This is a genomic window from Microbacterium sp. A8/3-1 (assembly GCF_040267695.1).
Taxonomy (GTDB): domain Bacteria; phylum Actinomycetota; class Actinomycetes; order Actinomycetales; family Microbacteriaceae; genus Microbacterium; species Microbacterium luteolum.
Map to the genome: position 1 here is coordinate 1,832,376 of NZ_CP158357.1, position 19,751 is coordinate 1,852,126.

At 69.6% G+C, this 19,751-nt stretch carries 20 protein-coding genes; 5 read left to right on the plus strand and 15 right to left on the minus strand.

The features are described from left to right. Positions 1-13 precede the first annotated feature (13 nt). The 3 genes from ABS642_RS09040 to ABS642_RS09050 form a co-directional block, all read right to left on the minus strand. The gene (locus tag ABS642_RS09040) at positions 14-979 is read right to left on the minus strand and encodes an ABC transporter permease (RefSeq protein ID WP_282214326.1); all 966 of its coding nucleotides are present in this window, start codon (positions 977-979) and stop codon (positions 14-16) included. Positions 980-1,013: 34 nt separating this feature from the next. Continuing rightward, a complete protein-coding gene (locus ABS642_RS09045; protein ID WP_282214327.1) occupies positions 1,014-2,018 on the minus strand; it encodes an ABC transporter permease in 1,005 nt (334 codons plus the stop codon). Between the two features lie 86 nt (positions 2,019-2,104). After that, positions 2,105-3,778, minus strand: a complete 1,674-nt coding sequence (locus ABS642_RS09050; protein ID WP_223626776.1) for an ABC transporter substrate-binding protein — start codon at positions 3,776-3,778, stop codon at positions 2,105-2,107. A 168-nt stretch (positions 3,779-3,946) separates the two neighbouring features. Here ABS642_RS09050 and ABS642_RS09055 point away from each other — a divergent pair, with 168 nt between their 5' ends. Then, entirely contained in the window at positions 3,947-4,867 is a 921-nt protein-coding gene (locus ABS642_RS09055; protein ID WP_350353059.1) for a sugar kinase, read from the plus strand. 48 nt (positions 4,868-4,915) lie between these two features. Here the strand turns inward: ABS642_RS09055 and ABS642_RS09060 are convergent, their stop codons facing one another. From ABS642_RS09060 to ABS642_RS09085, 6 genes are all read right to left on the minus strand, one after another. Then, complete coding sequence (locus ABS642_RS09060) at positions 4,916-5,203, minus strand: GIY-YIG nuclease family protein (RefSeq protein WP_350353060.1); 288 nt, start codon at positions 5,201-5,203, stop codon at positions 4,916-4,918. 115 nt (positions 5,204-5,318) lie between these two features. Continuing rightward, on the minus strand, positions 5,319-6,197 hold the full coding sequence (locus ABS642_RS09065) for a MurR/RpiR family transcriptional regulator (RefSeq protein WP_350353061.1): 879 nt from the start codon (positions 6,195-6,197) through the stop codon (positions 5,319-5,321). Positions 6,198-6,211: 14 nt separating this feature from the next. Continuing rightward, entirely contained in the window at positions 6,212-7,723 is a 1,512-nt protein-coding gene (locus tag ABS642_RS09070) for a glycoside hydrolase family 3 N-terminal domain-containing protein (protein ID WP_350353062.1), read from the minus strand. Continuing rightward, positions 7,720-8,553, minus strand: coding sequence for a carbohydrate ABC transporter permease (locus ABS642_RS09075; RefSeq protein ID WP_282214332.1), 834 nt, complete (start codon positions 8,551-8,553; stop codon positions 7,720-7,722). The genes ABS642_RS09070 and ABS642_RS09075 overlap by 4 nt, the downstream gene beginning before the upstream one ends. Next, positions 8,550-9,527, minus strand: coding sequence for a sugar ABC transporter permease (locus ABS642_RS09080; protein WP_282214333.1), 978 nt, complete (start codon positions 9,525-9,527; stop codon positions 8,550-8,552). The genes ABS642_RS09075 and ABS642_RS09080 overlap by 4 nt, the downstream gene beginning before the upstream one ends. A gap of 15 nt (positions 9,528-9,542) precedes the next feature. Further along, positions 9,543-10,832, minus strand: coding sequence for a sugar ABC transporter substrate-binding protein (locus ABS642_RS09085; protein WP_350353063.1), 1,290 nt, complete (start codon positions 10,830-10,832; stop codon positions 9,543-9,545). A gap of 178 nt (positions 10,833-11,010) precedes the next feature. Here ABS642_RS09085 and ABS642_RS09090 point away from each other — a divergent pair, with 178 nt between their 5' ends. From ABS642_RS09090 to ABS642_RS09105, 4 genes are all read left to right on the plus strand, one after another. Next, on the plus strand, positions 11,011-12,282 hold the full coding sequence (locus tag ABS642_RS09090) for an LCP family protein (RefSeq protein ID WP_350353064.1): 1,272 nt from the start codon (positions 11,011-11,013) through the stop codon (positions 12,280-12,282). Positions 12,283-12,313: 31 nt separating this feature from the next. After that, entirely contained in the window at positions 12,314-13,174 is an 861-nt protein-coding gene (locus tag ABS642_RS09095) for a fused MFS/spermidine synthase (RefSeq protein ID WP_350353065.1), read from the plus strand. A 110-nt stretch (positions 13,175-13,284) separates the two neighbouring features. Continuing rightward, the gene (locus ABS642_RS09100) at positions 13,285-13,812 is read left to right on the plus strand and encodes a hypothetical protein (RefSeq protein ID WP_350353066.1); all 528 of its coding nucleotides are present in this window, start codon (positions 13,285-13,287) and stop codon (positions 13,810-13,812) included. Between the two features lie 45 nt (positions 13,813-13,857). Beyond that, complete coding sequence (locus ABS642_RS09105) at positions 13,858-14,346, plus strand: SprT-like domain-containing protein (protein ID WP_282214338.1); 489 nt, start codon at positions 13,858-13,860, stop codon at positions 14,344-14,346. Between the two features lie 22 nt (positions 14,347-14,368). Here the strand turns inward: ABS642_RS09105 and ABS642_RS09110 are convergent, their stop codons facing one another. The 6 genes from ABS642_RS09110 to ABS642_RS09135 form a co-directional block, all read right to left on the minus strand. Next, complete coding sequence (locus ABS642_RS09110; RefSeq protein ID WP_350353067.1) at positions 14,369-14,788, minus strand: DUF3054 domain-containing protein; 420 nt, start codon at positions 14,786-14,788, stop codon at positions 14,369-14,371. Positions 14,789-14,924: 136 nt separating this feature from the next. After that, the gene (locus ABS642_RS09115; RefSeq protein WP_350353068.1) at positions 14,925-15,584 is read right to left on the minus strand and encodes a 2-phosphosulfolactate phosphatase; all 660 of its coding nucleotides are present in this window, start codon (positions 15,582-15,584) and stop codon (positions 14,925-14,927) included. Between the two features lie 18 nt (positions 15,585-15,602). Then, complete coding sequence (locus tag ABS642_RS09120; RefSeq protein WP_350353069.1) at positions 15,603-17,063, minus strand: ABC transporter permease; 1,461 nt, start codon at positions 17,061-17,063, stop codon at positions 15,603-15,605. Continuing rightward, positions 17,060-17,821, minus strand: coding sequence for an ABC transporter ATP-binding protein (locus ABS642_RS09125; protein ID WP_282214342.1), 762 nt, complete (start codon positions 17,819-17,821; stop codon positions 17,060-17,062). The genes ABS642_RS09120 and ABS642_RS09125 overlap by 4 nt, the downstream gene beginning before the upstream one ends. A 102-nt stretch (positions 17,822-17,923) precedes the next feature. After that, entirely contained in the window at positions 17,924-18,559 is a 636-nt protein-coding gene (locus ABS642_RS09130; RefSeq protein ID WP_350353070.1) for a response regulator transcription factor, read from the minus strand. Further along, entirely contained in the window at positions 18,556-19,743 is a 1,188-nt protein-coding gene (locus tag ABS642_RS09135; protein ID WP_350353071.1) for a histidine kinase, read from the minus strand. Before ABS642_RS09135 ends, ABS642_RS09130 begins: the two co-directional genes overlap by 4 nt. Positions 19,744-19,751 lie beyond the last annotated feature (8 nt).

Below are 19,751 nucleotides of genomic sequence, written 5' to 3' on the forward strand. Positions count from 1 at the left end.
TCCTCCCGCGCGTTCATCGCGCCCTCGTCCGGGGATCCATCGCTTCACGCAGCGCTTCACCCAGCAGGGTGAAGCCGAGCGCGGTGACCGCGATGCAGATACCGGGCAGGAAGGCCAGCCACGGTGCGATCGCGAGCTCCGCCTGCGCGTAAGTGAGCATGCGACCCCACTCCGCCGTCTCGGGGCGACCGCCGCCGAGACCGAGGAACGACAGCGCGGCCGCATCGATGACCGCGGTTGCCAGCGTCAGAGTTCCCTGCACGATGACCGGGCCGATGGCGTTGGGCAGCACGTGCGACATGGTGATCTGACCGCGGCCGAGGCCGAGCGTCTGCGCCGACAGCACGTAGTCGCTCGACCGCTGCTGCAGCATCGAAGCTCGCAGCAGACGAGCGAAGATCGGCACCTGCGAGGCTCCGATCGCGATCATGACCGCGAACGGCGTCTGCCCGAGGATGGCCGCGATCGACACGGCCAGCAGCAGGTTCGGCACCGACAGGATGATGTCGACGACACGCATGATGATCGTGTCGACCCATCCGCCGAAGGTGCCGGCCAGCAGGCCGAGGACCATGCCGCCGACCAGACCCATGGCCGTCGAGATCACGCCGATCAGGAGAGAAGCCTGCGCGCCCCAGATGAGCTTGGAGAGCACGTCGCCGCCGAAGCGGTCGAGCCCGAGCGGGAACTCCGGCAGCTCACCGGGACCGGGGATGTGGGTCGGGGTGATGAACTTCGCCCCGGGGAGCGCGGTCTCCGGGTACGGCGCCAGCAGCGGTGCGAGAGCGGAGACGAGGATGAAGGCGAGCACGATGGCCGCGCCGATCCATGCCGTCGGGTTGCGGCGGAGCCGACGGAACACATCGCTCCAGAATCCACCGGAGCCCTCTCTGAGGCCGGCCTGGGCGATCGCGACGGTGTCGATGGCGCCGCCGCTCTCCGCGGACGGTCCCTGCGCGGGTGGGAGTGCGACGCTCATGATGCGGCCTCCTTGCGGACGATGGTGAGGGACATCACTGCACTCTCACTCTCGGGTCGATGAAGCTGTAGGACACATCCACCGCGAGGTTGATCAGCGCGTACGCGATCGCGATGAAGATGATGAATCCCTGGAGCACGGGGAAGTCCCTCGTGAAGATGGCTCGCGCGAGGAACGAGCCGATCCCGGGGAAGGCGAACACGGTCTCGGTGAGCACCGCGCCCGAGATCAGCAGACCGGTCTGGAGGCCGATCGTGGTGATCACCGGGAGCATCGCGTTGCGCAGGATGAAGCGACTGCGCAGCGTCGACGACCCGACGCCCTTCGCCCGTCCGGTGCGGACGTAGTCCGCGTTCTGCACCTCGAGGACGCTCGCCCTCGTGATGCGGACGATGATGGCGAGCGGGATCGTGCCGAGGGCGAGCGCGGGAAGGATGAGATGCAGGATCGCATCCCACGACGCGTCGAACTCGCCGGTGATGATGCCGTCCCATACGTAGAACCCGGTCGGATGCGTGGCATCTATTCGAGGGTTCTGCCGGCCGTCGGACGGCAGCCAGCCCAGCTGCACCGCGAAGACGTACTTCAGGATGAAGGCGAGGAAGAACACCGGGATCGTGATGCCGACGAGGCTCAGCACGACCGACGCATGGTCGGTGAGCTTGCCGTGCCGGCGAGCGGCCCAGTACCCGAGCGGGATGCCGACGCCGACGGCGAAGATGAGCGCCACGACGCTCAGCTCGAAGGTCGCCGGGAAGCGTCGGAAGAACTCCTCCACGACGGGACGGTTGGTCTGGATCGAGGTGCCGAAGTCTCCCTGGAGGAGGCGTCCGATCCAGATGAAGTACTGCTCGAGCAGCGGCCTGTCGAAGCCGTACAGCTCGTTGACTCTGGCGACGGCCTCTGGCGTCGCCTTCTCACCGAGAAGGGCGACCGCGGGGCCGCCGGGGAGGGCCCTGACCCAGGCGAACAGCAGGATGCTGAGGCCGATCAGAGTGGGGACGAGGAAAAGCAGTCGCCTGCCGATGGTGCGCAGCAAAGAGATCTCCGATGATCGGAAGGTACGCCGTGTTCCGGTCCCCGCGATGCGCGGGGACCGGAACACGGCACCTCAGATGGTCAGACCTACTTGGTGAGGACGATGTCCGTGAAGACCTCGTCGTTCACCGGGCTGGCCGGGTAGCTCTTCACGCGCGGGTCGAACGCCAGGGTCGGCGCCGGGTGCGCGAGCGGGACACCGGGGATGAACTGCGCGACATCCTCGTTGATCTGCTCGTACAGCGCGGTCTGCTCCTCGAGACTGGCGACGCCACGGGCCTCGGTCAGCTTCTGGAACAGGTCGGGGTTGTTGAAGCCCCACTCCGAACCCTCCTGACCGAAGAAGACGCCGACGAAGTTGTCGGTGTCGTTGTAGTCACCGGTCCAGCCGAGCAGGTGGATGCCGTGGTCCGGGGTGCCGGTGGTGCGGTCGAGGTACTCGACCCACTCCTCCGAGACCGGGGTGGTCTCGACGCCGACGTCGGCGAGCTGCGACGACAGCACGGTGAAGATCTGCTCGGGGTCGGGCATGTAGGGACGCGACACGTTGACCGGGTAGTTGAAGTCGAGCTTCAGCGGGTTGGCCTCGGTGTAGCCGGCCTCGGCGAGGAGCGACTTGGCCTTCTCGGGGTCGAAGTCGTACGTCGTGACGTCGGGGTTGTATCCGTTCACGACGGGCGGCACGAACTCGATCGCCTTCTCGGTGCCCTCCGGGAGGACCTGGCTGATCAGCGCGTCCTTGTCGATCGCATACGAGAGCGCCTCACGGACCTTCGGGTCCTGGAGCTCCGGCACGGCCTGGTTGAACGCCAGGTAGAGGATCGTGAACGGCGGGCGCGACACCATGGTGAAGCCGTCGTCTTCGAGAGCCTTGGTGTCAGCGGGTCCGACGAGGTCGTAGCCGTCGATCGAGCCGGACTCGAGCGCCTGGCGACGGGCGGTCGGGTCGTCGATGGTGCGGAAGATGATCTCGTCGACCTGGCCTGCCTCACCCCAGTAGTCGCCGTAGGCCTTGAGGGTGAGCTGCTCGCCCGGGGCCCACTCGTCGAACTGGTAGGGGCCGGTTCCGACCGGGTGCCCCATGGCGTACTCGGAGAGCTGCGGAGCCTCGGCGGAGCCGCCGACCTCGTCAGCGCCGAACTCGGCGAGCGCGGACGGGCTCTGCATGCCGAACGACGGCAGCGACAGCGAGGCGACGAATCCGGCGAACGGCTTGTTCAGCTCGATCGTGACCTTGTTGTCCCCGTCGGGGGCGCAGGACTTGTAGACGGCCTCCTCGGGGTTCGACGAGTAGCCCTTGAAGAGCTTGTTGTAGTAGTACCCGAAGGCCTCGGACGCGGCCAGGCCGGTCCAGTTGTACCAGCGGTCGAAGTTGAAGCACACGGCCTCGGCGTTGAACGGGGTGCCGTCCTGGAAGGTCACGCCCTCTTTGAGGGTGAAGGTGTGGGACATGCCGTCCTCGGACGACTCCCACGACTCGGCGAGGAGCGGTGCCGGGTCGGCGGTGCCCGGCTTCGTGCCGACGAGCCCCTCGAAGATCTGACGCGAGACACGGAACGTCTCACCGTCCTGCGCGAAGGCGGGGTCGAGGCTGGCCGGGTCGGAGGACGCGGCGAAGACGAACGTGCCGTCGACATCGCCGGAGCCCTCTGCCCCCTCATCGCCGCGGTCGCTGGCGACGCATCCCGCCAGGGTGAGAGCGGCGATCGCTGCTCCGGTGATGGCGATGAGTCCTCGCCGTCGGGTGACTGTGTGGTGCATTCTGTGACCTTCCCTGTAGGGCGCTTCTGTGCACGTCCCGGAGCCTCTTCGCTCCGGACACGGTGATGCCTCGACGCTACCCAGTGAATTCTCAGATACCAAACACCCGCAGGTTGCGATCCGGTATCGACATCTCGCGACTGGGTGTCATCCGGTAGTGTCCAGATCGTGCCCGACTCCTCCCCTCTCGTCGTCTGCTTCGGTGAGGGCATGGTCTCCCTGGTCCCCGCCCTGGCCGCCCCGCTCGAGGACAGTCGCACGTTCCACCGCTCCCTCGCCGGCGCGGAGTGGAACACCGCGATCGCGCTGGCATCGGCCGACATCCGCACCGCCGTCGTCTCGCGCGTCGGCGACGACGGATTCGGGCGATTCCTCACGGCGGAGCTGCGCCGGCACGGCGTCGACGACGCCGCGGTGGAGATCGATCCGGATGCTCCGACCGGGCTCTACGTGAAGGAGCTCGCGCCTCGACCCGACGGCGCCGTGGACGGGACGATGCACTACTACCGCGCGGGGTCCGCGGCGGCCGGCCTGTCGCCGCAGACGCTGGAGTCGCCCGCGGCATCCGCTCTTCTCGCCGAGGCCGCGCTCGTGCACACGTCCGGGATCACCCCGGCCCTCTCGCCGTCGGCGCGCGCCGCCCAGGAGTCGCTGTTCGCGGATCGCCGCCCCGACCGACTGCTCAGCTTCGACGTGAACTGGCGTCCGGCGCTGTGGCGCGGCCGCGAGGACGAAGGCACGGCTCTGATCGCCGACTTCGCGCGCCGATCCGATGTCGTCTTCTGCTCGCGGCCCGACGCCGAGGCCGTGTTCGGGGCCGGCGATCCGGATCGACTGCGCGCCCTGTTCCCGGAGCCCCGATACCTGCTGGTGACCGACCCGGGCGGCGCCGTGGCGTTCGACGGTGCCGAGCGGGCGGAGAGTCCGGCCCTCGATGTCCCGGTCGTCGAGACGATCGGCGCCGGAGACGCGTTCGCCGCCGGTTTCCTCGCCGGCATCCTGACCGGCCTCTCGCTCGCGGGCAGCCTCGCCCGCGGCCACCGCATCGCCACGCGCGCTCTCGCGAGCACTCGCGACCACGTCGACTGATCCGCCACCACCCCGGTCGTTGAGCGAGCGCCAGCGAGACGAAACGCCCTACCGCGCCGCCCGCGTCCGGGCGCTCCAGCCGATGACGGCATCCAATCCTCCTGCGATGAAGGCGGCGCGCTTCGCATGGCTCCAGCCCTGCAGCCGCTTCTCCCAGGCGAAGGCCTCGTCGATGCGGGAGAACTCTCCGCTCCATGCCAGCTCCACCGGCAGACGTCGCTTCGTGTACGCGCTCCCCATGCCCTGCTGGTGTTGGACGAGCCGCCGATCGAGGTCGCGAGTGCTCCCGACGTAGAACGTGCCATCGGAGCACCGAAGAATGTAGACGTAGCCCATGCCTGAGAACTTAGGAGCGGATGCCGACACTCAGGTCGAGCGACGAAACCGCGTTTCGTCTCGTCGCTGGCGCTCCTCGCTCAACGACCGGGGGACGTGCGACGGCGCTCCTCGCTCAACGACCGGGGGACGTGCGGCGGCGCGCCGCGGCCGCGTCGTGCGTGAGCTGGAGCGGCACGGCCACGGGCTCGCCGCGGTGCTGCACGACGCGGACGAACAGCACGTCGACCAGGGCCAACTGGGCGATGCGGCTCGACATCGCCGCCATCCGGAACGGCGACTCGTGCGCGTGAGTGAGAAGCACCACGTCGGCGACCAGGGCGAGCGACGAGTCGGCCACGCTCGTGACGGCGACGACGAGCGCGCCGGCGTCTCGCGCCACCTCGAGGGCCCGCACCGTCTCCAGGGTCTCCCCGCTGTGCGAGAACGCGATCGCGACGTCGTCGCTCGTGCGCAGCGACGCCGTGGTCACCGCCAGATGCGGATCGGGTGAGTGCGACACCGAGCAGCCGATGCGAGACAGCTTCAGCTGCAGGTCCTGCGCGGTCAGGGACGAGGCGGCCTGCCCGAACAGGTCGATGTGCCGGGCGGCGACCACGGCCCTCGCGACGCGATCGATTCCGGCCGCATCGATCGCCAGCGCGGTCTTCTCGATCGCGTCGATCTCCATCGCGGCGAGCTTCGCCGCGATGGCGGCGGGCTCGTCCTCGGGGTCGATCGTCGTGCTGTCGAGCCCGAACCGCGCCTGCTGCGCCTGGGCGAGCGTGACCGTGCGCGCGACCGCGACCCGCAGCTCCCGGTACCCGCTGTACCCCAGCGTCTGCGCGAAGCGCGCGACGGTCGACAACGACGTGCGACACAGCTTCGCGAGATCGTTGATCGCGAGATCGATCACGAGCGTCGGGTCGCCCAGGATGGTCTCCGCGACGCGCGCCTCGGCAGCGCTCAGCTTCGGCAGCGAGCGGCGCACCAGTGCGAGAACGTCGGCGTCCATCGGCGGAACCCGCCTCAGCCGGCGGCGGCGACCCTCTCGGGCGGAGCGGTGCGCCCCAACAGCGTCTCCCGGGCGATCTGTGCGCCCAGCCGGCTCGCTGCGGCGACCTCGATGGTCGGCAGGGGCAGCGGATGCCGGGCGGGCAGGCCGACGTTCACGACGACCGCGTGAGGGTCGCGCACGGCGGCGCGTTCCACGAGGGCGCGCTGCGCGGCATCCGCGTCCGGCCGGTCGATCAGGAGAACGGTGGTCCCGGTGGCTGTGGCGGCCTCGTCCAGGACCCGGTCCTGCTCGGTCACAGGATTGCTCGCGACGTCGAGGCGCACGCGGAACCCGTCCGCGGCGAGAGCACCGGACACGTAGCCGGCGGCGCTGTCGACCGCGAGCGAGGAGCGGCGGCGCGCGTCGACCACCGCGAGTCCGGATGCCGCCGTCGGCGCGTCACCGGTGAACGAGATGACGCGACGGACGATCTCGGCCGCGTCGAACTCCTCGGTCGTCTCCTGCTGCCCGTCCGCAGCGGTCCTGAGCCGGGCGGCGAGCACCGCGACCCGTCGGGCGGCTTCTTCGACGCGCTCCCGGGACAGCGACCCGTCGCGCAGAGCGGCGACGATCCCGTCACGGGCCGCGAGGAAGTCCCGCAGGTCCTGGTCGGGGAGCGCGGCGGCGCCGGGATTGGTCGGGTTGCCGATGCAGAGGAGATCCGCGCCCGCGGCGAGCGCGAGAGCGGCTCCGCCGCCGATGCCGACGGTCTCCCGGATCGCGGCCATGTCGAGGGCATCCGTGATGATCACGCCATCGAAGCCCCACTCCCGGAGCATCCCCAGCACGCGGGGGTTCAGGGTCGCCGGCGCCTCGCCCCAGGCGGGGACGACGATGTGCGCCGTCATGACGGCATCCACCCCCGCCTCGATCGCGGCGCGGAAGGGCTCGAGGTGCACGCGCTCGAACTCCTCGATGTCGAGGGATATCTCGGGCAGCGCGTGATGCGAGTCGACGTGCGTGTCGCCGTGACCCGGGAAGTGCTTGACGCACGCGGCGACCGCGCCGTCCTGGATGCCGTCGACCGTCGCGACGACGTGACGCGAGACGAGCTCCTGATCCGCACCGAAGGCGCGCACCCCGATGACCGGATTGGTCGGGTCGGTGTTGACGTCGGCGACCGGTCCGAGGATGACATTCGCCCCGATGGCGCGCACGCGCCGGGCGAGTTCCGCCCCCGTCCGCTCGGTGGCGATCAGGTCGTCGAGCAGGCCCAGCTGTGCGGCTCCGGGAACGGTCGAGCCGGAGGCGGACTCCAGCCGGGTGACGCTCCCACCCTCCTCGTCGATACCGATCAGGGCGTCGGGGTTGGCTGCGAGGATCTCGTCGCTGAGGGCGAGGAGCCCGTCGCCGACGTTCTGCCCGAAGTAGACCACACCGGCGAGACCGTCGCGCAGCTCGTCGAGGAGCCAGGCCGGAGCCGCGGTCCCGAGGAATCCGGGCCAGAGCACGCCGTTGGCGAGACGCTCGAGGTCGGAGCTCATCCCTTCACCGCCCCCGCGACCATGCCGGAGGCCAGTCGACGCTGAACGATCACGAAGAAGATCATGACAGGAACCGTGATGATCGTCGAGGCGGCCATGATGCTCCCCCAGTCGTTCGAGAACAGGCCGAAGAACGACTTCAGGCCGATCGACACCGTGTACTGGTCGGTCTCGGCGCCGAGGATCGTCATCGCGAAGATGAACTCGTTCCACGCCGTGATGAAACTGAAGATGCTGGTCGCGACGAGGCCAGGCATGACCAGGGGCAGCAGGATCGAGCGGAACATGCGCCACCAGCTCGCCCCGTCGATGTACGCGGCCTCTTCGAGCTCGACGGGCACCGCGGCGACGAAGCCGCGCAGCATCCAGATGCCGAACGCGAGAGACAGGGCGATGTAGACGATCATCAGGCCGAGGATGCTGTTCAGCAGGCCGAGGCTCTTCACCTGGAGGAAAAGCGGGATCACGAGCGCCTCGAGAGGCACCATCTGCACGACGAGGATCATCATGAGCACCGTGGTGCGGAACTTGAAGCGGAAGCGCGCCACGGCGACCGCCGCCAGCAGGCAGACGAGAGCGCTGACGAGGACGGTCACGAGGGCGACGATCGCGGAGTTGCGCAGGAAGGTGCCGAAGCCGCCCTCATTGAGCACGAACGCGAAGTTGTCGAACGTGAACTCCTGCGGCAGCAGCGACTGCCCGCCGCTGGACGCCTTCTTGTCGAAGGCGCTGGAGACCATCCAGTACACCGGGAACAGCGTGAAGATGAGGACCGCGGCGACCGCGATGCCGATGCCGATGCGGGACCGGAGCGAAGCGCGCGGGTTCACAGCTCGTCCTCCTTCATGAGGGAGCGGATGTAGACGATCGTGATGCCGATCAGGACGAGCGTCAGCAGCACCGCGAGCGCGGCACCGAAGCCATACCGGTTCTGGCCGAACGACTCGACGTACGACCAGACGCCGAGGTTGAGCACGGAGCGGTTGCCGCCCGACCCACCCGGCATCAGGTAGACCTGCGCGAACACCTTGAAGTCCCAGATGGTCGACAGGATGATCACGACCGAGAACACCGGCTTGAGGGTCGGGAAGATGATCTTCCAGAAGCGGCGCCAGGCGCCGGCGCCGTCGAGGGCTGCGGCCTCGAGCATCTCCTTCGAGACGCCGAGGAGACCCGCGAGCACCGTGATGGCGACGAACGGGAAGCCGTGGTGCACGACGTTGAGGAGCACGATCGCGTAGAACGACCACTGGTTCGTGAACCAGTTGACCGAGCCGTCCATGAGACCGAGGTCCTTGAGCACGGAGTTGAAGATGCCGCGGTCGGCATCGAAGATGAAGGTCCAGACGTAGGTGCCGGTCACGGCGGGCATCGCCCACGCGACCATGATGCAGCTCGACACGATGACGCGCCACGTGGTGCCGAGACGGGCCAGCAGCAGGGCGACGAGCGTGCCCACCGCCACGGTGACGAAGACCGCGACGGCCGCGAAGCCGACCGTGTTGGGCAGCACCACCGTCCAGAGAGTCGGGTTGGTGAGCGCCTCGGCGTAGTTCTCGAGACCGATCCAGTTGTTCTCGCCCGTGTTGATCTCGCGCAGGCCGTAGTCCTGCAGCGAGTAGATGACGACCTGGACGAGCGGCCAGAGCATGAGCACCGCGAGGATGATCAGCCCGGGAGCGAGGAGGAGCCAGGGGCGGGCCTTGAGGAGCGAGATGCCTCGCCCCTGCCGGCCGCCGCCGACCACGGAGGCGGAGGTGGACTCCGCCTTCGTGGCCGGCAGTGGCGCTTGCACCATCGACATGGAAGGGATGCTTCCTTACTGGTTGAGCAGTTCGGTCATCTCGGCGGCGGCGTCCTTCGTCGCGGTCGCGACGTCCTTCTGCCCGCTGAGGATGGCCTGGATCATGGCGTTGGTCGTCTTCTTCGCCTGGACGGCTCCGAAGTTCGGCGTGACCGGGACGGATGCTCCGCCGTCGACCATCTGCTCGGCGAACGGTGCGACGAGCGGGTCGGTCGAGGCCAGGGCCTCCTCCATCGCGGACTGGACGCCCGGGAAGTAGCCCGTCTCCTTCGACCACTGCTCGGCGAACTCACCGGTGGTCATGAGCTTGACGAACTCCCACGCGAGGTCGGCGTTCTTCGTGGTGTTGAAGACCGACAGGTGCGATCCGCCGAGCACGGACGGAGCGATGCCGCCGTCCTCGCCGGGGATGACCGCCGCGCCGATCTTGCCCTCGAGGTCGGGGTTCGCCTCGATGAGCGCCTTCGGCGTCCACGAGCCGGAGAGCATCATGGCGACGTTGCCCTGCGTGAACGCGTCGCGCAGGTCGGTCTCCTTCCAGGTGGTGGCACCGGCGGACGAGAAGCCGTGCTGCGTCGCGAGGCCCGTGTAGAACTCGATGCCGGCCTGCGACTCCTTGCTGTCGAGCTCGCTGGTCCATTCGCCGCCGTCCTGCGTGGCGATCTCTCCGCCCGCGCCCCAGACCCAGGGGTAGACCTGGAACTCGGCGTCGCCGGCGACGGGGAACGGGAGCATCTCGGGCTTCGCGGCCTTGATGGCCTCGCCTGCCGTGACGATGTCGTCCCACGTCTTCGGAGCCTCGAGACCGAGCTCCTCGAAGACGTCGGTGCGGTAGACGATCGACCGGACGCCGGCGTACCACGGCATGCCGTAGAGCTCGTCGTCATAGGTGCCGGCGACCGCGAGGCCCTCGACGAGGTCGTCGCGCAGGCCCTTCTCGGCGTCGACGTACTCGTCGAGTGGCTCGAGCGCGCCCGCGTCGGCGAACTCGGCGGTCCAGGTGGTACCGGTCTCGGCGATGTCGGGGGTCGTGCCACCGGCGATGGAGGTCACGAAGCGATCGTGGGCGTCGGCCCACTGGATCTCCTCGATGGTGACCTTCGCCCCGGTCTCCTCTTCGAAGGCCTCGGAGACCTTGTCGTAGAAGGCGGTCGCGTCGGGGTTGGTGCCCTTCATGATCCAGACGGTGAGTTCCTGGCCCTCTCCGTCGGTGCCGCCGCTCTCGGTGGCACCGCCGGCGCAGGCTGCCAGGCCGAGCGTGGCCGCGGCGCCCAGCGCCACGACCGGAAGAATGCGCTTGTGCATCAGGGATCTCCTCTTCGAAATTGCTCCTGGCGGGCATCGGATGCTCACCTGGTAGGAAAAAGTATCCACGACTAACTAATTCGCTGCAAGTTCCTCTCACAATCGTCATGCGCCCGTAACATCGGGCTTCGCTGCCGGTTCTCGGCTGCCCGTGCAGTGCCGTGGGTATGCTCGCCGGATGCCCAGACGCACTCGAGACAGCGACCGATCCCGGGACGCCCGCCACGCAGACACGCGCACCCGCGGCACCGCCTCCCGGTTCCTGAAGGTCACCGGCATCGTGGTGGCCATCGTCCTCACGTCGGCCCTGGCCGTCGCCGCATTCGTCGTCGTGGACCTGGTCAACCGCATGGGCGACGGCGCTGTGACCCTGGAGGATGCTCCGGAGGTCGAGCCGCCCACGATCGACGCCTACCCCGGCGAATTCAGCATGCTCATCGTCGGCACCGACGAATGCGGAGAGGTCTCGACGAGCCTTCTCGGCGAGCGCTGCTCGGAAGCGGACGGGGGCGTCCTGAACGACGTCAACCTGCTCGTGCACGTCTCCGCCGAGCCGCGGAACGTCACCGTCGTGTCCTTCCCCCGCGACCTCATGATGTCGACGCCGGAGTGCACCCTGACGGACGGATCGATCGCCTCGGCCACCGACTACTCCGCCATCAACGAGATCTACCAGCGCGCAGGCCTCTCCTGCGTCGCGAAGAGCGTCACCGACCTGACGGGCATCGACATCCCGTTCGCCGCCAAGATCGGTTTCGACGGCGTGATGGAGGTCACCGATGCGATCGGCGGCGTCGAGGTCTGCATCGGCGGCGAAGGCATCCGGGACGAGCAGACCGGCATCGACTGGCCCGCCGGCATGCGCTCGGTGTCGGGCATCGAGGCCCTGCAGTTCATCCGCACCCGACACGGTGTCGGCGACGGCAGCGACCTCGCACGCATCTCCAACCAGCAGCAGTACATGTCGCGACTGATCCAGAAGATCATGAGCGACGAGGTCCTCACCGATCCCGCCAAGGTGCTCGGCCTCGCGAACACCGTCGTCGACAACATCGAACCCAGCGACGAGCTCTCGAACCCCATCCGCCTGGCCCAGCTGGCCATCTCGATCAAGGACGTGCCCTTCTCGGACTTCGCATTCCTGCAGTATCCGGTCTTCGTCGACCCGGATGACGAGGACCGGCGGGTGCCCGACTATGACGCAGCCGAGACGATCTGGGCCGCACTTCGCGCCGGGCAGGCCGTGCAGATCACCGGCGACGTGACGACCAACGAGGGAGTCGAACTCGTGGACCCCGCACCGGGGACAGAAGAGGAGGCTCCGCAGACCGAGACGCCGTCGACCGACGCGCCGGCCACCGATGCTCCGGCTCCTCGGGCAGAGCTCGACCCGAGCATCTCCGGCCAGACCGCGGATCAGGAGACCTGCGCGAACGGCAGACAGAACTGACCGCCGCGCGTGCGGGCGTAGGCTCGTGCGCATGGGCAGGACGCGATCGAGGGACACCGAGCACCCTCAGGCCCGCCTCGACCATGGCGGAATCGCGCGCATCGTTCCGAGCGAGTTCACCACCGGATTCGAGCTCGTCGTCGACGAGACTCCGCAGTCGCACGTCGACCTGGACGACCCGACCCACCTGCACTTCGAGTACATCGTGCGCATGGGCGCGGTGATCGACCAGCTGCCTTCCGGCCCACTCACCGCGGTGCACCTCGGCGCGGGAGCGCTGACCATCCCCCGCTACATCGACGCCACGCGCCCCGGTTCGCGGCAGCAGGTCATCGAGCTCGAAGCACCGCTCGCGCAGCTGGTCCGCGAGCACCTGCCGCTGCCCAAGGGCGCGAGCATCCGCATCCGAATCGGAGACGCCCGCGAGGGCGTCCGCCGCCTCCCGGCCGCCCTGCAGGAGAACTGCGACCTCGTCGTCTCCGATGTCTATTCGGGTGCCCAGACGCCGGCACACCTCACCAGCATCGAGTTCTACCGCGAGCTCGCCGCTCTGCTCGCCCCTTCGGGCGTGCTGCTGGTGAACGTCGCCGACGGACCGGGCCTCGCCTTCGCCCGACGTCAGGCCGCCACGATCGCCGAGGTGCTCCCGGAGATCGGCGTCCTCGCCGACACGCAGGTGCTGAAGGGACGCCGCTTCGGGAACCTCGTGATCGCCGCGTCCGCCGCGCCGCTCCCGACCGAGTGGCTGCCGCGGATGCTGGCCGCCGGTCCCCACCCCGCCAAGATCGCGCAGGGCGCCGAGGTCGATGCCTTCGTGCAGGGCGCGCGCATCGTCACGGACGCCGACGCCGTGGCATCCCCTCGCCCCGACGCGTCGCTCTTCCTGCGCTGAGCACGCACCTCGGCGGACTTCCGGAACGGATGCCGTCGTGCGGGGCGCGCCGCCCCGGGGAGCGCGCGACGGCCAGGCAGACTGGACGGGGACGCTGCGGAAGGAGAGCAATGAGTTTCATCCAGGGATACGACCAGGAGACCCTCCGCGAGCTGGTCGACCTCGACGAGTGCGCGGCGCGCCTCGCGGAGATCGAGTCGCAGCGCAGTCTCCCCGCGCTGCTCGAGCGCGTGTGGCTGCTGAAGGTGCTCGATCGTCTCGACGAGGCACTGAAGCTGGCCGACGAGACGGTGCGGCAGGCGCGCATGGCGGGCACGCGCAAGGACGTGCTGCGGGCGCGGGTGCTGCACGCGACGATCCTCCAGTATCGGGGCGCTTATGCCGCGGCCGAGCAGGAGCTGGCGACCTGCGCCGACGAGGCGGAGGGCCAGCGCTGGGTGTCGATCGCGGCGTTCGCCCACCACCACCACGGCAAGAACGCCTACGACGCGGAGGACTACGAGACGGCGCGCGAGAGCTTCAAGCGCTCGCTGTTCCTGCGTCGGGAGTCCGGTGCGGAGGATCGCGATCTCGAGACCGCGCTGCTGGCGATCGAGGCGGCCGAGCGCCGGCGCACCTCGCAGCTCGTCGCGGGCTGAGCAGGCCTCCACCGCGATGTCCGCGGCATGGCTTAGCCTGGGCGCATGGCGGAACTCGACCGTGTGCGCATCTGGGGTGAAGCACTGATCAGGATGCATCTGGATGACACCTGGTCCTTCGGCTTCGACAACGCCAAGCGCCGTGCCGGACTGTGCGATTACACGAAGAAGCGCATCACCGTGTCGCGGTATCTCGCTGCTCGCTTCGAAGACGACGAGATCCATCAGGTGCTCCTGCACGAGGTCGCACATGCACTCGCCGGGCACACGGCGGCGCACGGTCCGGCGTGGAAGGGCGTCGCGCGCGACCTCGGCTACGTCGGCGGCACCACGCACCGCGGCGAGACGGCCGTCGAGCTCGCCCCCTGGGTCGGCCGCTGCCCCGCCGGGCACGTCACGTACCGCCATCGCCGCCCCACGAGAGCGACCTCGTGCGCGCGGTGCTCCCGCACCTTCGACCCGCGCCACGTGTTCGCCTGGACGCGCCGCGAGATCACCACGGACGCACGCCTGTCCGCGCAGATGCCGCGCTGACCCGCGGCTGCCCGCAGAACGGTCAGTCGATCGGCCCGACGGAATCCTCGACGGCTGCGGCATCCGCTTCGCCCGCGGACTGAGAGCCGCGCAGACGTCGTACGAGGGCCGCGGCCGCACGCCACCCGACGAGGAAGACGCCGAGCACGATCGTCGCGACGATGATGAACGGCACCTCGGCGGTGTCACCGGCGACGACGCGCACCAGCATCCCGCCCGCGACCGTCACCACCCACACGACCGCACCCCACATCAGGGACCACGGCCGACGGGGCCTGCCCGGCAGCAGGGCGGCCACGAGGTGCCCGATCACCAGCGCGACCAGGAACGGCCAGGCGGTCAGCAGGAATCCGGCCGGATCCTCCTGATGCGACGCGCGACCGATGGCGGCGAAGATCAGCACGAAGAGGGCGTCGACGATGACTGCGGGGAGGAACCTCATGCCACGACCCTACGTGCCGGGCACCGAGCCCTGGCGCGCCCCGCGGTCCCGGGCGGAGATCACCCCGATGGGCGGAGGATGCGACGCGGAAGCTCCTCCGATCGCCGAGAACTCCTCCCGAGGGAGGCGCGGCTGCTCACTCGAAACGCGTGAACCGTCCTTCGCGCAGCACCGGCACGGCATCGACCGCGTCGAGCACGGCCGCATCGGCCGGCGTCGTCGGCACCACGCCGGATGCCGCCATCCGCGCCGTCGACGGGACGCCGACCTCGAGCTCGCGGGCGGAGCCGCTCGCGCTGAGCAGATGACGCAGTGCGCGACGTAGGGCGCGGAATCCCTCGGCGGCGACCGCCGCGTCCGGTGCGGTGTGGTCTATGCCGAGATCCGTGAGCGCGGCGATGATCGCTCCCGCACCGAGGTGGTCCTCGACCGCGAACCGCGGTCGCCCTACCTCGTCCCACTCCCCGGCCGCGATGACGGCGACCGACGTCCGCGCCTGCCGGCGCTCCTGCACCGTCTGCACCGCGCGCGCCACGGCCGACGCGTTGCGGATGCCGCCGACGAGCACGGTGGCCTCGGCACAGGCGGCCGTCGCGACGGCCGCGCCGTTGGTCGACCACTCCACCGCGTCCGCCAGGTCGATCTCGCTGCCCGCGGCGATGGCATCCGTCACCGTCGAGGAGAACCGCAGCACGTCGACGACCACGACGATGTCGGCCGGTGCCAGACGGGCGAGGCCCGCGGTCCCCCAGTCGAGACGGACCTGATACGTGGACTGATCGAACGGCGACGGCATCCGTCCAGCCTAGAGGCGTCAGTCGGCGGCGAGCGCCTCGACCGGGGCCACTCGGGTCGCGAGTCGCGTGGGCGTCGCCGCCGCCACGAGAGTGAGCACGGCGGTGGCCACGACGATGATCGCCACCGGGATCCAGGGGATCTGCGGTGCGACGAGTCCGGCCGGCGTGAACTCCGGCAGGGTCGGCACCGAGCCGAGCAGCGACTGCGCCGCGATCCACCCGTAGACGACGCCCAGGACGAGCCCGGTCAGAGTCGCGGTGACCGTGATGTGCGTCGCCTCGAGCAGCACCATCGTCCGCACCTGGGCGTTGGACAGGCCGATCGACCGCAGGAGTCCGAGCTCCCGGCGACGCTGCACCACGCCGATCGTGAGGAGATTGACGAGTCCGACGGCGGCGATCACCGCCGAGACGGCGACGAGCACCATCATGATCGAGGCGAAGGCGTCGAACGGGGCGAAGAACTCCTCCGGGATCTCGCCCGTCACCTGGCTCATCATGAGACGCTTCGCGGACTCCAGCGCGACGGCGAACATCGTCACCAGCGTCACGCCCATGACCACGCCGATCGCCATGCGCGAGGAGCGCTCCGGATACCGCAGCGCGTTCTCCGCGGCGAGACGGGCGGTCGCGCTCGACCCGAACAGGCGCCCGACCAGACGCAGCACCGGCGGCATGAACATCACGGCCCCGAGGACGAGTCCGGTGAAGGAGAGGATGCCGCCGAGGAACGCCACGACGACGCCGAGAGGACTCACCAACCCGATCACCACACCGGCGGCGAGCAGCACGGCACCGGTGATCACCAGGATCCAGGACCCGATGTGCCGACCCGCCTTTCCGGAGACCTCGTCGTGCGTGCGCTCCACCGAGCCGCCGAGCGCCTGCAGCGGCGTCACCGAGAGCACCCGGCGCGAGCCCGCCCATGCGGCCGCCCACGTGGTGAGCGCGACGCCGATCACCGGCAGCGCGATGAACGGCTGCGCGAGTGAGAAGCCGGTGGGATCGTTGTCGAGGAACTGCGCGCCGATGTGCACTCCCACCGCCGCCAGCACGAGTCCCGCGAGCAGGCCGATGCCGGCGCCGAGCACGCCGACGATGAAGCCCTGTCTGCCGACCTGCGCCCGCTGCGAGCGTGCGGTCGCGCCGATCAGGCGCATCAGCGCGATCTGCCGGGTGCGGCCGGCGATGATGGTCGCGAACGTGTTCGCGGTGACGATCGCGGCGACGTACATCGCGACCGCGGTCAGCAGCACCGACAGCAACGCCACGATGAACGCGAGCGTGCCGCTGTCGCCGATGAACGGATCGGCCTGCAGCACCGCGCCGATGTACGCCGTGACCTCGACGAGGATCACGCCGAACGCCGCCGACAGGGCGGCCACGAGGATGCTCGCTCCCATCCCCCGGTCGCGGAGCCAGCCCAGGCGAGGGCCGGTCGCTGCCGTCTCGGGGACGACGGTCGCCACGGCGGTCATGCCGCCACCTCGGCGGCGAGCATGTAGGCGGAGATCTCCTCGGCGGTCTGCCGCGGGTGGTCGGCGACGATCCGGCCGTCGCCCAGATAGAGGACGCGGTCGGCGTGACTCGCGGCGATCGCGTCATGCGTGACCATGGCGATCGACTGGCCGTGCTCGCGACTGGCCGAGGCGAGCAGCTGCAGCACCTCGCGCCCGGTCTTCGAGTCGAGATTGCCGGTCGGCTCATCGGCGAAGACGAGGTCGGGGGCCGTGGCGAGCGCCCGCGCGATCGCAACGCGCTGCTGCTGTCCGCCGGAGAGCTGATGCGGTCGGTGGTTCAGGCGGGAGCCGAGTCCGAGCGAGTCGATGAGCCCGTCGATACGCGCCCGTTCGATCGCACTCGGACGGCGCCCGTCGAGCTCGAACGGCAGCATGATGTTGCCCAGCGCGTCGAGCGTCGGCACGAGGTTGAAGGCCTGGAAGATGAACCCCACGCGTCGGCGGCGCAGGATCGTGAGCTCGAGGTCGCCGAGGCCCGTGATGTCGGTGTCTCCGATCCAGGCTCGTCCTTCGCTGGGGCTGTCGAGCCCCGCCATGATGTGCATGAGCGTGGACTTGCCCGAGCCGGACGGGCCCATGATGGCGGTGAACTGGCCCCGGCGGATGCCGACGCTCACATCGTCGAGCGCGCGGACCGTCCCCTCACCGGAGCCGTAGGTCTTCTTCAGGTGCTGGACGCGGGCGGCGAGCCCGAGGTCGGTGGTCGTGATCTCCATGACACCGACGCTATTTTCCGCGGCCGTCCCGGCGCGTCGCCCGGAGGAGGCATCCGCGTACATCGGAAGGATGATCGTCGGGCGAGGAAGAGCGGATGCCGTTCAGGCGAGGCCGTGCTCGAAGGCGAACACGACGAGCTGCACCCGATCGCGCAGCGCGAGCTTGGTGAGGATGCGGCTGATGTGCGTCTTCACCGTGGCCTCGCTGAGGTACTCGCGCCCGGCGATCTCCGCGTTCGACAGGCCCCGCGCGGCGAGCGCGAAGATCTCCCTCTCGCGGTCGGTGAGGTCGGCGAACTGCGGGGGCACCGGTTTGGGTGCTTCCGCGAAGTGCTCGAACAGATCGCGCGTGGCGGATGCCGCGATGACGCTGGACCCGGCGTGCACCGTGCGGATCGCGGCGAGCAGGAACTCCGGGTCGGCGTCCTTGAGCAGGAAGCCGCTCGCTCCCTGCCGGATCGCCCGGGCCGCCGCCTCGTCGAGGTCGAACGTCGTGAGCATGACGATGCGCGGTGGCTCCGGACGCGCGAGGATCTCCGCGGTCGCGGTGAGTCCGTCCATGACCGGCATCCGGATGTCCATCAGCACGACGTCGGGGCGGCTCGTGCGCACGACCTCGAGCGCCTCCTGGCCGTTGCCCGCCTCGCCGACCACCTCGAGGTCGGGTTGCGACGCGACGAGCATGCGGATGCCGGCGCGGAACAGCGCCTGATCGTCGACGAGGACGACTCTGATCATGCCTGCTCTCCTCCCTGGCCGATCGGGAGCGAGCCGTGGACGACGAACTGCGCCCCTCGGCGTTCGGCTTGCAGACTACCGCCGACCAGCTGCGCCCGTTCGCGCATGCCGATGAGCCCGTGCCCGCCGGGAGCCGTCGACGCTCCGCCGGACACAGTGTTGCGCACCTCGATGTCGACGCGCTCGGGAAGCCAGGCCAGGTGCACGTGGACGGTGCCGTCGCCGTGGCGGATCGCGTTCGTGAGCGCCTCCTGGAGGATGCGGTACACCGCCAGCTGGATCGATCCCGGCGGCTCGCCCGGAGGCATCGGATCGACCGTGACGAGGGGCTCGACGCCGGCCTGGCGCACCTGCGCGAACAGCGCCTCGAGGTCCGCGAGCGTCGGCTGCGGTCCGTCGCCCTGACGGTGACGGAGCTGCGTGAGCAGCATCCGCACGTCGCTCAGCGCGCCGCGGGCCGTCGAGGCGATCGTGCCGAGCGCCTCGGTGGCCATCTCGGGCTTCGTCGCGGCCGCGTATCGGGCCCCGTCGGCCTGCGCGATGACGACCGCCAGCGAGTGGGCGACGATGTCGTGCATGTCGCGCGCGATGCGCACACGCTCCTGCTCCTCGGCGGCGAGCGACTCCGCCTGCAGCTGTGCGGAGCGGGTGCGCCGGGCACGCAGCACGACACGCCAGAGCAGACCGCAGACCCACGCGAATCCCAGGGCCAGCACCGAGACGATCAGGAGCAGCGTTCCCGCGGTGACCTTCTCCCAGCCGGTGCCGGGGCCGAGGGCGACGCCGTTCACGAAGACCATGTACAGCGCGGCGATGAGCCCGCCGACCAGCGCCGATCCGAACCCCCACCAGAGCACCCGCCTGGTCCCCCAGGCGGACGTCGCGTACAGCACGAGCAGGATCGCGAAGTCGATCGGCAGCGGGCCGAAGCCCGCCAGCATCTGCACGGCCGCACCCGCCCAGGCGGCGGCGAGCGCGAGTCCCGGGGCGAGTCGGCCGATCGCGACGCCGCCGAACATCAGGAAGCCCGCGACGGCCACGGCTGCGACCGCCACGCCGTTGATGGCCTGGTTCCCCGTGCCGGGGCCGTAGAACACGACCGACATCGGCGTCAGGACGAGGAAGAGCAGCGCCGCCCCGACGATGTCGAGGATCAGCGCCGTGCGGGAGAGCGGGCGGATCACTCCCCCAC

Bases quoted from the DNA above. Each gene is read 5' to 3' on its own strand.
- ABS642_RS09085 (WP_350353063.1), bottom strand. From the start codon at position 10,832: ATGCACAAGCGCATTCTTCCGGTCGTGGCGCTGGGCGCCGCGGCCACG.
- ABS642_RS09125 (WP_282214342.1), bottom strand. From the start codon at position 17,821: ATGGAGATCACGACCACCGACCTCGGGCTCGCCGCCCGCGTCCAGCAC.
- ABS642_RS09100 (WP_350353066.1), top strand. From the start codon at position 13,285: ATGAGTTTCATCCAGGGATACGACCAGGAGACCCTCCGCGAGCTGGTC.
- ABS642_RS09130 (WP_350353070.1), bottom strand. From the start codon at position 18,559: ATGATCAGAGTCGTCCTCGTCGACGATCAGGCGCTGTTCCGCGCCGGC.
- ABS642_RS09070 (WP_350353062.1), bottom strand. From the start codon at position 7,723: ATGAGCTCCGACCTCGAGCGTCTCGCCAACGGCGTGCTCTGGCCCGGA.
- ABS642_RS09095 (WP_350353065.1), top strand. From the start codon at position 12,314: ATGGGCAGGACGCGATCGAGGGACACCGAGCACCCTCAGGCCCGCCTC.
- ABS642_RS09065 (WP_350353061.1), bottom strand. From the start codon at position 6,197: ATGGACGCCGACGTTCTCGCACTGGTGCGCCGCTCGCTGCCGAAGCTG.
- ABS642_RS09040 (WP_282214326.1), bottom strand. From the start codon at position 979: ATGAGCGTCGCACTCCCACCCGCGCAGGGACCGTCCGCGGAGAGCGGC.
- ABS642_RS09050 (WP_223626776.1), bottom strand. From the start codon at position 3,778: ATGCACCACACAGTCACCCGACGGCGAGGACTCATCGCCATCACCGGA.
- ABS642_RS09090 (WP_350353064.1), top strand. From the start codon at position 11,011: ATGCCCAGACGCACTCGAGACAGCGACCGATCCCGGGACGCCCGCCAC.
- ABS642_RS09110 (WP_350353067.1), bottom strand. From the start codon at position 14,788: ATGAGGTTCCTCCCCGCAGTCATCGTCGACGCCCTCTTCGTGCTGATC.
- ABS642_RS09120 (WP_350353069.1), bottom strand. From the start codon at position 17,063: ATGACCGCCGTGGCGACCGTCGTCCCCGAGACGGCAGCGACCGGCCCT.
- ABS642_RS09080 (WP_282214333.1), bottom strand. From the start codon at position 9,527: ATGTCGATGGTGCAAGCGCCACTGCCGGCCACGAAGGCGGAGTCCACC.
- ABS642_RS09060 (WP_350353060.1), bottom strand. From the start codon at position 5,203: ATGGGCTACGTCTACATTCTTCGGTGCTCCGATGGCACGTTCTACGTC.
- ABS642_RS09105 (WP_282214338.1), top strand. From the start codon at position 13,858: ATGGCGGAACTCGACCGTGTGCGCATCTGGGGTGAAGCACTGATCAGG.
- ABS642_RS09115 (WP_350353068.1), bottom strand. From the start codon at position 15,584: ATGCCGTCGCCGTTCGATCAGTCCACGTATCAGGTCCGTCTCGACTGG.